We start from the raw sequence: 14,861 nt of genomic DNA on the forward strand, positions 1-14,861 counted from the left end.
GTGTCATCCCGTCCCGCATGCCGAGCGATCGAGATTCCCGGTCAGCAGCATGGAATAGTGATACGGATCAGGCAATCCGCGGTAACACAGCGCCATCGGTGGAAAGCCTTCGCCTCCGGCGGTCCACCAGAAGCTGGCCGCGGCATAGACCTGTGGATTGGTGGAGCAAAGTGTAGCAAACGACCCGGCGAATGCGTCGACCGCCGAGACCGTCCCCGCCGCCGATCCGATCGGCGTGCCGTCGGCAACGGTCGCCTGCAGTCGCGGCACCGCGAAACGATCGAGTTCGTCGGAGATCTGCTCGAAGGTTGCGGCCCGATCCAGAGTGGTGAGCAGGAATGTCTCGGCTTGCCCAAACCATTCGTCTTGCGGGTCGACATTCGGCGGCGCCAGCGAGGCGTCATCGTCCGTCACCGCGTGCAGCGTCAGTGGATAGTACCGCCCTACCCCGTCGACCGAGGACATGATTGCACCTGTCACCGTGGTGCCGCAGATCGCGGCTCCGAGCCAGAATCGCCAAACCGGCGCGGTCAAAAAGGCCTGCTGCCAGCCTGAGCCAAGCTGGTGGCGACTTGCCGACAGCGCAGCCTGTAGCCACGGCTCCCAGGCTTCCAGGAAATTGCGCGGGGTCGCGATCGCGATGAAATCGCGCTTCGCGCCGATCTTGCCGAATAAACCGCAACGCATGGTCATATTCCGGTCGGGCAACGGAACTCGCGGAGCACTGACAGGTTCAGCGGATTGCGCAACGATCCGGTCGAAATCTGATAGTTGAGCTCGCGGCCGGCGACGATGAAAGTCGCGCTGGCGGTTTCCGCCTTCGCCACCAACGAGCCTGCCTCCAGCATCCGGAACAACGACCAGGGACCGATGCGCTCGAGCACGGACGGCGGGCCGGTATCGTTGCTGACCGAAATCGCCGTCCGCGGCGAAGGACCCGGCCACAGGACGGTCGTCGGTGCGTTGCTCTGCGGCGGTGGCGGTGGCGGCGGTGGCGGACCGCCGAAAAAGGGCGAAGCGGCCGGTCCGGGAGTGGTTGGGCTGGTAATCGTGGTGCCGCCGATCTCGGTCTTGACGGTCACGCCTGGCCCGGATGCCCCAGGGGGGCGGATCGCGAATGATACCGCCGGCACACCGCCGCCCGTCTGGAAGAAGGCATCGCGGATATAGGCCGCATTCTGGAATTGCTTGAGGGTGTCCGGCGAGAACGAACGGCCGACGGGGCTCTCCTTTCGCCAGACCCAATCCGACCGCGACGTGTCGGCGTAAGGTGCCAGGTACTGAGTGAAGAACTTGTCCATCACCCCATTCGGACTGAACAATTTGGCGAAATCCGCGAGGGGCACCTCCTGATTGCTGCTGCGGACAAACGGATAGCGGTTGGTCACCGTCTGTTGGCACACCGGCGTGACCTGATCGCGCAACGTCTGCAGGATCTGTCCGGCGGTCGAAGCTGCAATGCTGCCTTCGAACTCCCCGGCCGCCGCACGCAACATGTCGGAAAATGGCGGTGGCATGCGCGAGGCATTGTTGCGGAGCGCTGCGACCTGGGCCTGGAGCGCAGCACTCGCCTGCGCGGTCAGTTGCGGATTCTCGATGATCAGCGTCAGGTTCTGCGCGATGTCGTTCAGGTTGGCGATGGTCGAGTCGATCGGCCTATGGGTGCTCTCGCCTTCTAGCACCGCATGGTAAGGTTTGAACTGTGCTTCGATCGTCGCGCCGGGCGGTCCATCCTGGGCATTGGTGAAGAGTGCCGGCGCCGGTGCAGCGGCGGCCACGGCAGCAGCAGCGTTGGCCGGCTTCGCCCGTTCCTTTGTCAACATCGTCTCGTCGCGCACCGATTCCAGAATTTGCCGCATCGGCGATGTCGGCGCCGAAAGGGCCCTCAGCACCTCGTATTTCGGCTTGTCGGCGAGCAGCTTCTTCAGGCGCAGGCTGCCGAGTGCCGTTCGCCAACTCGTTACGAAATCATTGGAATAGATGTTGAGCAGATCGCCGGCCAGATTGTCGTATTGCTGGTCGATGGCCGACTGCTGGCCGGCATCACCCAGGACCCAACGCTCCCGCTTCATCCGCTCGGACAAGCCGGGCAGCCGGGCGATGAACTTCTGATGGAAGCCGTTATACGTGAAGAACTCGGGCACCCGCACGGCGTCCAAAGCCTGCCCCGTCGTGGTCTCGAACACGACGGCCATGTCGGGGCCCCCGCGGCGACTGGCGATCCAGTCGCCGGCGGTCGATGCACGCGCCTCCGATTTCAGAAACTCGTACGCACGTTGCGACACGCTCAGGCGCGCCAAGGAGCTCTGTGCCTGCTTGATCAACCGACCATCGAGTTCGACCAGCGGCGGCTGCTCGGTCTCGAGGTCGAACATCGCCACGAGGTTCTCATCGAGTAGACGTCGCCCTTCCGCGTTGGTTGCGCCGGGATAGAGGTTGTCCGCCCAGTCGCGTTGCATCCAGGAGCGGATCAGCTCGCGGTCCGGCGACTGCAGCCCGCCGAGCATCAAATAGACCTTCAGCGCCTCGTAGACGAAGGCAGGCTCGTTGATGCGCGCATTGAGCTGCTCTTCCAGGCGATACAGCAGGCGCGGCCGGAACATGCGCTCGAGTGCCGTATGATAGGCCGCCTTCGAGGGCGATAGCAGCCGGGCGTGCTGGCTGAGCCCGTAGCGCGCCGACAGTGGCACCGGCTCGTTGCGCGATCCGTAACCCGCCGGGGCGTTGCGCAGCCGGTAGAGCAGCGGCAGCACCTTGTCGAGATCATGATCGGCGATCAGCGTCTGCTTGATGAGTGGTGCTCCGGCGGCCGCATATTCGCTATCCGCCTGCAGGCTCTGCTCGATCAAATCGGAGTTGCGCTTGTAGCTCGTCAGCCACGCTGCGATCAGTCCGATCGAGACCAGGCCGATCAATGACAGCGCTGCGGTCTTCAGGATCAATGCGCGGCGCACCGCGGCGCGGTCGGTCGAAACCCAGTCGGCCTCGCCGATGATGACCTTGGAAATCAGATCGGCGAGGAAGTAGCTCTTGCCCGTTCCCGAATAGGATTCGGAACCGACCTCCTCCGCGCCGAACGTACGCGCCAGCGATCCGATCAATTGGTCGATCGGCGTGCCTTGCTGCGTACCCGAGGTGAAGTAGAACCCACGCAGATTCGCATTCACGTGATAGCGCGTCGGCTCGAATATCTGGTTGAGGAAATCGTGGATCTGGGGCTTGAGCCGCGCCATCTGCGCCGGGAAGCCGAACAGTTGGACGCGGTGCTGCGGCGTCGGCTCGTCCTGCAGACGGTCGAGCGTCTCCTCGCTCAGGCGCTCCAGCAGACGGTCGAACTCGAGCGGGATCTGCCCGACCAGATTCTGGGTCTTGTCCGCGGTCTGGAACGTGGCGCCCCAGACCTGTCGGCGGCCAGCGTCGCCGAGATAGGCGAAATACTCGGTGAAGCCGGCAACGAGATCGGCTTTGGTAAATAGCGCATAGACCGGGAAGCTGACCCTGAGCTTTTGATGCAGCTCGAGCAGGCGCATCCTGATGGCATCGGCGTGAAGCGCGAGCTCCTGCTTCGGTAGCGTCAGCACGTCTTCGATGCTGATGGCGACGAGGACGCCATTGATCGGCTGGCGCGACCGGCTCTTCTTCAGGATGTCCAGAAACGCCAGCCAGCTATCCTTGTCGGCCTTGCTATTGGAATCCTGGGTGGTGTAGCGGCCGGCGGTATCAATCAGCACCGCTTCCTCGGTAAACCACCAATCGCAGTAGCGGGTCCCGCCGACCCCTGCAATCGCCGCCGGCGTCGTCCCCCGCGCGAGCGGAAATTTGAGCCCGGAATTGACCAGCGCCGTGGTCTTGCCGGCGCCGGGCGGACCGATGATGACGTACCAGGGTAGATCGTAGAGATAGCCCGACTTGTTGCCGCTGGCGGTCTTGAGCGTCGCGAGCGCATCCTTCATGCGCTCCTTGAGCACCGGCTCGTCACTGACGGGCTGATCCGCACCGGTGATGCCGTCGGCAATTTCCTTGGCATTCTTGCGGCGCTTGAACAGATTGAGGCCCACGACGCCTGCCACGGCCGTGGTGAGCAGAAGAATCGCGATCTGGCGGACGATATGGTTCTCCAGCGGCCGCCAGTCGCCGAACGCGACGAAGGGACCGGCGAGATAGATCACCGCCCCGAGCGAGCTGAGCCCGACTCCGTAGAGAACGATGCGGAGAATGTCCTTGGCAAGCATCTAACCATACCTGTCGCAAACCGCGTGAGCTGGCGGTATCTGCCTATTCGCTGCGTTCGATAAAGATCTCGACGCGCCGGTTCTTGGCGCGTCCTTCAGGTGTCGTATTGCTGGCGATTGGCGCATCGGCTCCCTTGCCCTCGACGTCGACGCGCGAGGCATCGGTGAGGCCCGGCTTCAGTGCGCCGGCAACCGCCTTGGCGCGCTCGACCGACAACTCGAAGTTCGAAGGAAAGCGCACTGTGCGGATCGGCGAACTGTCCGTATGGCCGACGACCCGGATTCGTCCCGGCTCCTTGTCGAGGGTTGCCGCCACGCGGGCTGCGACCGGCTTGAAGCCGTCGAGGATGGTGGCCTGGCCCGACGCGAACAGCGCGAGGTCGCAAACCCTGATCACGATGAAGCTCGCGGTCTGGTCCGCGGTCATGGCACAGGCGGTGTTCTCCTTGGCCAACGCGTTGCGAATACGCTGGAGCTGGGTGATACGATCCGGTGGCGGCGGTGGTGGCGGCGGTGGCGGTGGTGCAACGACACGGCGCTTGAGCTCGATCGGATCGGCCGGATGCAGCGCAAGCGCCACCTCGGCAGCATTCTCTGCCCGGCCGGCCAGGAGCGTCCGCAGGACGAAATAGGACCCGGTCAGCAGCGCGGCGACCACGGCCGCCACGAGCCAGACCGGAACACGCAGACGCTGCCGGCGACCAGCCAGCGCCTGCCCGCGCCAGTTGGGCGACAGATCGCTCATCGTCTTGGGCCGGACCCGGCGCAGCGTTTCGTAGAGGTTGCGCTGGATCACCTGCAGGTTCGCAAGCCCACCCGCCGACGTGCGGTGAATGCCCTGGAAGCCGAGCGCAAGGCAGGCGTGCTGAAGTTCGAGCACCGGATAGTTGACCAGCGGATCGCCCTTCAGATGGTCGAGTATCTCGAAGAAGCGGACGCCGCCGATCCGCTCGCCGAAGAACCGGCTCAGCATCGAGTATTGCGTCCAGACGTGGCGCTCCTCGGTCGGGATGTGCTGCACGATATCGTCGGCCGTGGCGCACAGGATGTATTTCGCTGTGTTGGCCTGGTGCTCGGAAATGCCCGCTGAACGGATATCCTTCTCGAAGAATTTGATGGCGTCGGCGACCTGCTCCATCAGGCTCGCGAATGACGCGCGCATGAGCGCCACCCGCAAGCGGCCAAGCAATTGCAGCAGCGGGCCCGCGGCGCGCATCACCGGATTTGCGTTAGGCGCGACCAGATCATCGACACGCAATGGTGGCCCCGGCGGCAGCATCGGCTGCGGCGCCTGGGCTGGCGCGGGCGTCGAGATCCATTCCTCAGCCGGATGGCTGGTTGGCGCGGCGGCATAGCCCGGGCCCTGCGGGACCGGAGAAAAGGGTGACGGCGCAGGTGCGCCGGGAGAAGGTACGGGCGACGGCGAATAGGCGGGCCGGGCAACTGGTCCCTCGCCCGCCGAAGGCTGAGGGGTCGGAGCCGGCGGCAACTTCCCGCCGGGGTTGGGACGGATGATCGTCCGCTCGCCCCGACCGAAAGGATTGACCGGCTTGTCCCTGTCGCTCATGGCCTGTCTTCCAGGATAGCCCAAAGGTACAGCTCAAGCTCCGGCCAGTCGCCGGAGAAGTGCATTCCAATCGAGGCCGCCGTGCTGAACTCCGGCCATAGCGGCGACTTGCGGTCGAGATAGAAATAGACGTGGTCCGTGATGGCCCGAATGTGCGGCGGCGGCGTCGGCAAATGCACCAACGTCAACCCCGGCAGGTTCGCGTGCACGATCTCGTTCATCTTGGTGTTCGGTCCGACCTTGAACAGGTGCGGGAAATCGTTCTGGATCTCCACCAGCGGCCGCCGTGCGGCAACCTCCAGCACCAAGGTCGCATTTCGAAACAGCGCCCGATCGCGGATCGGCGATACGAACGCATTCTGTGCGCGTTCGATGATCTCCAGGCGGATCGCCCGCCGGCCCAGGCGCGCGCTCAAGAAGTCCTGGATGTCGCTCACCAGCGGTGTGAAAATGTTCTCGAGATCGTCGTGATCGTACGCCGGATAGTTGCGCGCGCGCCGCTCCGCCGTGGCAAACGTCGCAAGTTCACCCGCGAACCTCAGCAGCTCCTCGTATAGCCGCTCGGGATGCACGCTGCCGGAACGCTGGAAATGAGTCAGCACGGGAATGGTCCGGTTCAGCACTTGCAGCACCAGATAGTCGACGCTCTGCAAGCCGCCACCGGACGACGGATCGACCGCATAACGCGCAAGCTCGTCGAGCTTGGTCTCGACCCAGCCGATGATGCGGTTGAGCCAGCCGTCGATGATCGGATGTGCGGCGCAGACGAGCATCGGCGGTACGAACTTGTCGTCGAACAGGACGTTCTTGTCGCGCACCTCTAGAATGCGTGCGATGCCGAGGCCCATGTATCCGGGCTTGCTGGTCTTGCGCAGTTCGAACGACAACCTGGGATAAGCGATGTCGATCTCTTCTTCGATGCGCAGCGCGGAAGTCGAGTCGATGAAGGTCTCCGACGTGCGAACATAGCGACTGGCGCTGTCGGTGCGGTCCTCGTCCACCTCGCGGGTGTTTGGCGCTGCGACTGGCATCATCAGCCAGACGATCTGGCCTGCGGCCGTCTCCGGCACTTCGATCGCTTCGGGGATCGGGCTGTCTGCAGGAATATCGAACGGCGTTCCGTCCGGCATGACGCCGGACGCATTGCGCACCGCGAATTTGCTCTGTTCGGTAAGGTCCTTGTCGATCTCGAGCTGGGCAAATCCCCAGGGATATGGCGTTGTGTAGCGAACGCGCTTTTCCAGCAAATGTTCGATGTAGCGATCGTTCTGCTGCAGATGATGCGGTCGCAGAAACAGACCTTCTGACCAGAAAACCTTGCTATACCAAGACATTCCTGCATCCACTCAGCAATTTTCCGGCGACCACGTGGCCGCCGATAGTTCACTTTGAACCGACCTTGTCCGCGCGGTCGTAATAGTCCGAAAAATGCAACATGAAGGTATCGATCGGTGCGCTGTTGTCGCGACCGAGATGCGCCTTCCAGCGCGTCAAAAATTCGTCCCAGAGCTTGCTCTTGTTCGTGCCGAGCCAGGAGCTTGCGCCGCGCTGAAGCTCGAGCTCGCGTGCCATCAGTGTCGGATCGATACCGGCGATCAGCTCATGGACCGCGTGCTGCATCGCCATGTAGGTCTTCAACTGATGTGATTTGAGGTCACTGAAGCCCTGCGCAAAGGCGCGTTGCGCGTCGAGGTAACTGCGCGTCGGCGGTCCGAACAAAATGCGCATTGCCTCTTCCGACGTCGGCGAAAATTTCAGCGGATTGTTCTCGATGGCCTGGACGGTGGTCTGGCTGGTACTGCGGGTGAGCTGCTTGGCCTGGGTTCGCGCCTGCAGCAGCGCCATCAGATTATCCACGGTCATGCGTAAGATGATGCCAAGCTGTTCGGCGAGCTCGGCATCGGTCTTGCGGGCAAAGAAGTTGTCGGGCAATCCGGCAGCGCGTGCCACCAGCCGCGCGAACTCAGTACCACCGGCTGACATGGCGGTGTCGGGTCCCTCGTCTGCCGCCTGCGCCGGGCGGAGCATTTCGGCCTGCGGTGGCGATGGCGATGGCGGCGGCTTGCCAGCCGCTGGTTCGTCATCGGTCCACACCGATGGCCGGCGTGGGCTCGGCATGGCGGGCGGGCGCTCGACTTGCGCCTTCGGCGCCGCGACCGGACCGGCTGCCCAGCTCATGTCATCCTGCACGGATGGCTGGTACGGAGGCATCGACGATGAACGTCGAACAGGATCTACAACCGGCGCCGGAACGCTCGCCGCCCAATCCAGAAACTCCGGATTGATGGGCCGTGCGGCCTCGCGTGGCTTCTTCAATTGTTGCGGGTCGATCGGCGGCGGCACGTCACGGTCGGCTGCCCAAAGCTCCCCGTAGTTCGCGTGCTGCTGGACGAGAGGTGCCTGCAGTTGCGCCTCGTGGTTTGGGGCACGCGCGCCAGCCTCATCCTCCAGGAAAACTGCGATGATGTAATGGCCGATGGTAAGGCGATCGCCATCGCGCAGCCGGTGCGGCCCCCGCAGGCGCTGGTCGGCACCATTGAGAAAGGTGCCATTGGTCGAGACGTCATGCAGCCAATAGCCGCCGTCGCGAAAGTGCACCTCGCAATGCTTTCCGGAAATCATCCGCGCCGGATCCGGCAAAGTCCAGTCGAGGTGACGGTCCCGGCCAATGTCGACCGAACGCCTGCCGGTGACCGTAAATGACACAGGCCCACCGTCGGGAAGGTTCGGTTCGTTCTCGATATGAAAGCGAAGCACCATCACATCGTCCCGCTACCGTGAAGGACGCGGTTCACCGCGAGCTAATTGAATACCATCCTCCAGGCACGCCGTCATTATCCGGTCCCTCGAGTCGCGGGGGAGCCGGCAAAGGCCGATCAGCAGGGCTGCACGCACCGCCCGCGCGGTTTGATCGGGCTTGGCTTCGACCGGCGCGAACTCCGCCGGAACCACGCTTCCGCCGGACCAGCCGGCCGCCAGCGCCAGCCATGTCGCCGGCTGCTCGGGATCGTTGGCATTGCCGACGGCCAGGGCCTTGTTCCGGGATTGCTCCTCCGGTTGGCGGACCCAGGTCTCGGCGAAGTTAAGTGACCTGCTGTCGTTGGTGTCGAAATGGTCGAACATCCGTCGCAGCGAGCGACATCCCCAGGCAATGGCCACGCGCCTTGGGAGCAAATAAGCGCAGAAGGATACGGCCTGGTGCCAGTTGCGCGCGTCGGCGGCCTCCTGAAGGAAATCCAGCGAAGGCTTGTCGGCGTCGGCCTTGCCGACATCATAGCGCGCCATGGGATAGGCTTGAAGCAGATCCTGAACCGTGCCGAACCGAACCTGCGCCATAGCCGTCAGCCGACAAGGGTTGGAGTGCCGTGGGCGGCAAGCGGACCACCGGCTGAAAGCGCCATGGCGGCCTGCGCCGTCATGGCGATCGTCGGCGCGTTGATGACAATGCCCGCCGGGGTCAGGATGATCTGGCTGGGACCAACCTGCAGCGTGATGTTGGCATTGGCCATGAGCGTGATGCTGATGCCCGCATTCACAGACTGGTCCATGGCCAGCGTGATGTGCTGACCGCCCAATTCAATATCGAGCTTGTCATTGCCGTTCTTGAGCGTGGTCTTGCGGGTGTCGCCGCCGAATGCAGCTTCGCCGATGGTCCGTGTCTCGGTGTCGCGGACCGTCACGTCGTGGTCCTTCTCGGCATGCACCGTGATCTTCTCGGATCCCTTCTTGTCCTCGAAGTTCCACTCGTTGTAGCCGCTGCCACCTTTGGTGGAGTCCGACTTCAATCCCGCGATCGTCTTCTTCGACGGCAGATCGTAGGGCAGCTTGTATTCGTCATTGTACACGGTGCCGATCACCAGGGGCCGGTCCGGATCCCCTTCCAGGAATTCGACAACCACCTCCTGTCCGACGCGCGGAATGATCTGACCGCCCCAGCGCTTGCCAGACCAGACCTGGGCCACGCGCAACCGGCACGACCGCTTCTTCTTCCGATCCCAGAAAAAGCGGACATAGATTTCGCCCAGCGACTCGACGTCGATTTCCTCGCTCGAATTGTCGTCCTTGGTCACCACCTTGGCGGTCTGGATGCCGTTGATCCTCGGTTTCGGCGTCATCATCAGCGCTCGAAACGGCCGATCGCTGGGCAGAAACTCGTAGCTTCCGAAATAGACGTGTTGCCCGGCGTCGCTGGGACCACCAGTGCGGTAGGATTCGATCGAGAACGAATGCGTGGCCCGCACCACGAGATATTCGACGTTCTGCGAGTCCTTGGAGTGCTTTTCGAGCTTCGTCAGCCCACCGGGGAACAGGTTGACGGCGTCGCCGTTGCCGCGGCGCCGCCGATCCATCGCCTGCTCGGCCTGAAGCTGGATCTTCGCGTAGCGCTCACCGTCGGATTTTTCCTTGAACTTGCCGGGATAGTCGTAAAACTCCATCTCCGACCGCGTGTAATGCTCGGAGCTCTTGGCGTCACTGATCATCTGCGCGTTGGGCTTCTGATAGTTGTAATCGTTGAGCTCAATCTTCCCGGTGCGAAACCGGCGCTCCGAGACCCATTCGTAGATGTGCTGCTCCGCTCGACGGTCGGCTCCCGTCAGCGGGATGTACGGAATCGTGGCAAGACCGCTGATCGGGCTGTGCGACGATTTGGAGTCCGCCAACACCAGCGTGTGCTTGCCGCCCTCATGCTTGAAGAAGTAGTAGATGCCGTGCTGCTCCATCAGCCGGCAAACAAAGCTCAGGTCGGTCTCGCGGTACTGAACACAATATTCGAGCTTCGGACAGGAGCCCTCTTCGGTCAGCTTGGATTCATAGTCAGTGAAGCCGCGTTCGTTGAAGACTTCCTTGATGATGTCGGGCGCCTTCTTATCCTGAAAGATCCGGCAATCGGTGGTGCGCGACAACAGCCACAACCATGGCCTCAGGACAATCCGGTAGCTGAAATAGTCGTTCTTCACCCCGAGCCACTGGGCTTCCGTCAGAATGCCGCTGAACTCGCGCTCCTTCTCATGCAGCTTTATGGTCAGCGTGCACTGCTGACCGATCGCACGGTCGAAGTCGAGGTCGGCATCCTCGCTGAGACATTCGACACGATATTCGAAGAGTTCGCTGAGACCTTCCGAGCCCTCGAAGCCAACAAAAACCAGAACGTCCTTGCCGAGAGGCGTCTTGAGTTCGCAGAGGCGGGTATCTTGGGTAAGCTGGCCCATGTGGGCGTTAAACTCCCTCATCGCCCGCATGATCGGCTGCAAAGAGCAGATCAGGCGTCTTGCAAGAACCGCGGATATCCTGCCCGCCACTGGCAACGCCGGCAAGTCCGCCCCGGAGCCGGGCCTCCTGACGCACCACAGCAGCCGTCCAAAGAACCACCCGGGCCCTCAAGTAGTCGGCTCCAAAAGCTTGCCGGTTCACGCGAAAATGTCATGATCATCGGGAATGAACCGAGACCAGCAGGCGTCTGACCCATAAGGCAATCGGATCATGATCCCCCCTGCATGATCCGCCAGATGTCACGGGCTCGGCAGAGGGGCCATGGCCGAGCAGATGGACGATCTCGCATGCTTGATGTCGCCACCCTGACGCAGCCCATCGCCGCCGACGATCCCTGCGGGCCGGATCTCGACGCCATCGGAGACGTCCAATATCTCAACTTCTTCGCAGGTGCGGAATCCCTGCTGCCGATGTCGTTCTTCGAGGTCGTCAACGCCAACGGAGAGCGCGGACGCTTCGATCCGAAGGCGGTCGATTTTGCAGGCCAGTTCGCTGCCGCGCAGCCCCTTCTGGCACGCACCCGCGATCTGCGCCTGAACATGCTGCTGGCCAAGTTTTCCATCCTCAACCGCGATCTCGACGGCTTTCTGAGCTGCCTGAAGGCGACCAACCTGCTGCTGCGCGAGCAGTGGGAAGCGGTGCATCCGAGGGGTGAGGACGGCGACTACGCGCTTCGCGCCGTCACGGTCGAAGCCATCGACGTCTTTCCGACCGTGATCAACCCGCTCCAATTCCTTCCCCTGATCGAGAACCGCAGGCACGGCAGCCTCAACTACCGTGCCTATCAGGTTGCCAAGGGCGAAATACCCGCCGGTGACGCCGACGTCGATGGCCCCGATCTCGCGACCATCGAGCGCATCGTCGGCGAAACGGACCTGGACACTCTCAAGACCGTCAGCGCGCGGTGCTCAGCGGTCGCCGCTGAAGTCGCAGGCATCAAGGCGACCTGGCACGAAAAGTTGAACTCGGGGCAGCCCATCAGTCTCGACAGGCTGTCCGGCTTGGTGAACGGCATGGCTGCTTGGCTTGCGGGTCTCGTCACGGCGCGTGATCCGGCAGCAATCGTCGCGCCTGCGGAAGATGCCGCTCCGGTCGACGCACAAGCCGCGCCGGACACGACCGGCGCGCTGACTTCGCCGGCGCAGGCCTCCGCAGCACTTGCCGCGGCGGGCGACTATTTTGCCCGAATGGAACCATCCAATCCGGCGCTGCTGCTGGTGCGTCAGGCACAGGAGATGGTCGGCAAATCGTTCATCGAGGTGATGCGAATGCTGGTGCCCTCCCACGTGGAGAGCGCTGCGATCAACATTGGACGAGACAAAGTCTTCGACCTGCCGATCGAACGCATGGCGGAGCTCGCCACCTCGCTCTCATCCACGACCGAGGACAACACTCAAGATATTGTTTTTTCAGTAGAAAATAGAGCGCAGGCCTTGGGCCTGCTGACGAAGGTGGCGGCGTTCTTCCGAGCCGCGGAGCCATCCAGCCCTATCCCGCTCTTGGTCGATCGCGCGCGCGATCTCGCACAACGAGACTTCCTCAGCCTCTTAAACGACGTCTTGCCCGAGGGCGCGTTGAAGACAATCGACAAATCGCATTGAACCCGCGTTTCGCTCGAGGGGACTAACTGGACATAAGGGAGCTTTGCCGACCGCGAGTTGAAGCGCCTTATCAACCTGCGTCGTGCAAGTCGGCCTCTAAAGCGATTTCGTAAAGAGGGGAACCATGGCTACCGATAGCGGACAAAAATTCATTCGGCGAAACCGCGCACCGCGCGTGCACATCACATACGAAGACCCTTACGACGCCGAGCGGCTAATCGAACTGCCGTTCGTCATGGGGGTCCTCTCGGACCTTTCCGGCAACAACCCCGGCGTCGAGAAGACGAAAGTCGAGGAACGCAAATTCCTCGAGTTCGACATGGACAACTTCGACAGCCGCATGGCGGCGATCCAGCCCGGCGTGACGGCGCGCGTCGCCAATCGCCTCAGCGAAGGGTCCGACGATAAAATCTCCGTCAACCTGCGCTTCAACAAGATGTCCGACTTCACCCCCGTCGCGGTGGCCCGGCAGGTGCCGGCTACGGCCAAGCTGCTCGAGGCGCGCGAACGGCTCGCCAATCTGCTGCGCTATATGGATGGCAAGGTGGCCGCCGAGGATCAGCTCAAGAAACTTCTCGCCGATCCTCAACTGATGGCCGCGCTGCGGGAGCGCGCCCAGTCTACTGAACCCGACACCGAGAGCTAAGGGAAGGAACGGGGACCATGGCAAAAGAAGCTGTCCATAAAGAGCCCACCACCCAGGTCGGGACCGTCGAAGCTGATGAGTTTGCTGCTCTGCTGAAGCAAAGCTTCAAGCCGCGCACTGAACGTGCAGCGACCGAAGTCGAGAACGCGGTATCCACGCTCGTTCAAGAAGCGTTGAAGGATACCAGCGTTATCAAGTCGGACGTGCTCGACACCATCGAGGAGATGATCGCGCGGATCGACCAGAAGCTGACCGCGCAGATGAATGAGATACTTCACGCACCTGAGTTCCAGGCGATCGAAAGTGCCTGGCGCGGCCTGCACTACCTCGTTTTCAATTCCGAGACGGACGCCAACCTCAAGATCCGGGTGATGAACGTCTCCAAGAACGAGCTGTATCGCAATCTGCGGCTCTACCCCGATGCGCGCTGGGATCAGAGTCCGCTGTTCAAGCAGATCTACGAGTACGAATTCGGCCAGTTGGGCGGCGAGCCGTTCGGCTGCCTGATCGGCGACTATTACTTCAGCCACCTTCCCACCGACGTGCAGTTGTTGCGCGATCTCAGCAAGATCGCCGGCGCCGCCCACGCGCCCTTCTTCAGCGGCGCCGAGCCGACGCTGATGGGAATGGACTCGTGGACCGAGCTCTCCAACCCTCGTGACATCGGCAAGGTCTTCGACACGCCGGAATATGCGGCGTGGAAGGGACTGCGTGATCAGGACGACTCGCGCTATCTCGGCCTGTGCATGCCGCGCGTGCTGGGTCGCCTCCCCTACGGCGCGAAATCGGAGCCCGTGGAAGAGTTCGCCTTCGAAGAGGAGACGGATGGGCACACCGGCGACAAATACGGCTGGATCAACGCCTCCTATGCGATGGCGGTCAACATCAACCGCGCCTTCAAGGAGTTCGGCTGGTGCACGCGCATCCGCGGTGTACAGTCCGGTGGCGAGGTCATCAACCTGCCGACGCACACATTCCCGACCGACGACGGTGGCGTCGATCTGAAATGCCCGACCGAGATCGCCATCAGCGATCGCCGTGAGCACGAACTTGCAAAGGCGGGCCTGATCCCGCTGATCCATCGCAAGAACACCGACAAGGCCGCCTTCATCGGCGCCCAGTCGCTCTATAAGCCGAAGAAGTATTTCGGCGAGAAGGGCGTGGATGCAACCGCGTCCGACAACCTGTCGTCACGTCTGCCCTACATGTTCGCAGTGTCCCGCTTTGCGCACTATCTGAAGTGCATGGTTCGCGACAAGATCGGATCCATGAAGGAGAAGGATGAGCTGACGGTCTGGCTGCAGACCTGGATCAACGAGTACGTTGATGCCAACCCAGCCCTGTCGTCAGAAGCTCAGAAAGCGCGCAAGCCGCTGGCCGCTGCGAAGGTTGAGGTCATAGCAAACGAGGAGAACCCGGGATATTACAACGCGCGCTTCTTTCTCCGTCCACACTTTCAGTTGGAAGCGATGGATGTCGGCCTCAGTCTGGTTTCGCGCCTGCCTGGCCCCAGCTCCTGACGTTGCATCATCGCAACCGCAAAC

At 62.4% G+C, this 14,861-nt stretch carries 10 protein-coding genes; 3 read left to right on the forward strand and 7 right to left on the reverse strand.

The window, feature by feature from the left end; all coding sequences use genetic code 11:
* Nucleotides 1-3: 3 nt before the first annotated feature.
* From tagF to MTR72_RS19960, 7 genes are read right to left on the reverse strand one after another with little or no spacing between them, the layout of a single operon-like run.
* Entirely contained in the window at nucleotides 4-693 is a 690-nt protein-coding gene (tagF, locus tag MTR72_RS19930; RefSeq protein WP_280964704.1) for a type VI secretion system-associated protein TagF, read from the reverse strand.
* Nucleotides 690-4,232 carry a type VI secretion system membrane subunit TssM gene (gene tssM / locus MTR72_RS19935; RefSeq protein ID WP_280964705.1) on the reverse strand — a complete coding sequence of 1,181 codons (3,543 nt, stop codon included), beginning with the start codon at nucleotides 4,230-4,232 and terminating at the stop codon, nucleotides 690-692. Before tssM ends, tagF begins: the two co-directional genes overlap by 4 nt.
* A 43-nt stretch (nucleotides 4,233-4,275) precedes the next feature.
* Nucleotides 4,276-5,799: a type VI secretion system protein TssL, long form gene (gene tssL, locus MTR72_RS19940; protein ID WP_280964706.1), complete on the reverse strand. Its 1,524-nt coding sequence runs from the start codon at nucleotides 5,797-5,799 to the stop codon at nucleotides 4,276-4,278.
* Nucleotides 5,796-7,133, reverse strand: a complete 1,338-nt coding sequence (gene tssK, locus MTR72_RS19945; protein WP_280964707.1) for a type VI secretion system baseplate subunit TssK — start codon at nucleotides 7,131-7,133, stop codon at nucleotides 5,796-5,798. Before tssK ends, tssL begins: the two co-directional genes overlap by 4 nt.
* A 49-nt stretch (nucleotides 7,134-7,182) precedes the next feature.
* The gene (gene tagH / locus MTR72_RS19950) at nucleotides 7,183-8,559 is read right to left on the reverse strand and encodes a type VI secretion system-associated FHA domain protein TagH (RefSeq protein WP_280964708.1); all 1,377 of its coding nucleotides are present in this window, start codon (nucleotides 8,557-8,559) and stop codon (nucleotides 7,183-7,185) included.
* A 12-nt stretch (nucleotides 8,560-8,571) separates the two neighbouring features.
* Complete coding sequence (locus MTR72_RS19955; RefSeq protein WP_280964709.1) at nucleotides 8,572-9,135, reverse strand: DUF6931 family protein; 564 nt, start codon at nucleotides 9,133-9,135, stop codon at nucleotides 8,572-8,574.
* 5 nt (nucleotides 9,136-9,140) lie between these two features.
* A complete protein-coding gene (locus MTR72_RS19960; RefSeq protein WP_280964710.1) occupies nucleotides 9,141-11,009 on the reverse strand; it encodes a type VI secretion system Vgr family protein in 1,869 nt (622 codons plus the stop codon).
* Nucleotides 11,010-11,357: 348 nt separating this feature from the next.
* On the opposite strand from MTR72_RS19960, the gene MTR72_RS19965 reads away from it, so the two are divergent.
* The 3 genes from MTR72_RS19965 (at nucleotide 11,358) to tssC (ending at nucleotide 14,837) form a co-directional block, all read left to right on the forward strand.
* A complete protein-coding gene (locus MTR72_RS19965) occupies nucleotides 11,358-12,671 on the forward strand; it encodes a type VI secretion system protein TssA (protein ID WP_280964711.1) in 1,314 nt (437 codons plus the stop codon).
* A gap of 124 nt (nucleotides 12,672-12,795) precedes the next feature.
* Nucleotides 12,796-13,317, forward strand: coding sequence for a type VI secretion system contractile sheath small subunit (gene tssB / locus MTR72_RS19970; RefSeq protein ID WP_280964712.1), 522 nt, complete (start codon nucleotides 12,796-12,798; stop codon nucleotides 13,315-13,317).
* Between the two features lie 17 nt (nucleotides 13,318-13,334).
* Nucleotides 13,335-14,837 (forward strand): type VI secretion system contractile sheath large subunit, encoded by a 1,503-nt coding sequence (tssC, locus tag MTR72_RS19975; RefSeq protein WP_280964713.1) that lies wholly within the window; start codon nucleotides 13,335-13,337, stop codon nucleotides 14,835-14,837.
* Nucleotides 14,838-14,861: the final 24 nt, after the last annotated feature.

Source organism: Bradyrhizobium sp. ISRA442 (genome assembly GCF_038085055.1).
Lineage (GTDB): Bacteria > Pseudomonadota > Alphaproteobacteria > Rhizobiales > Xanthobacteraceae > Bradyrhizobium.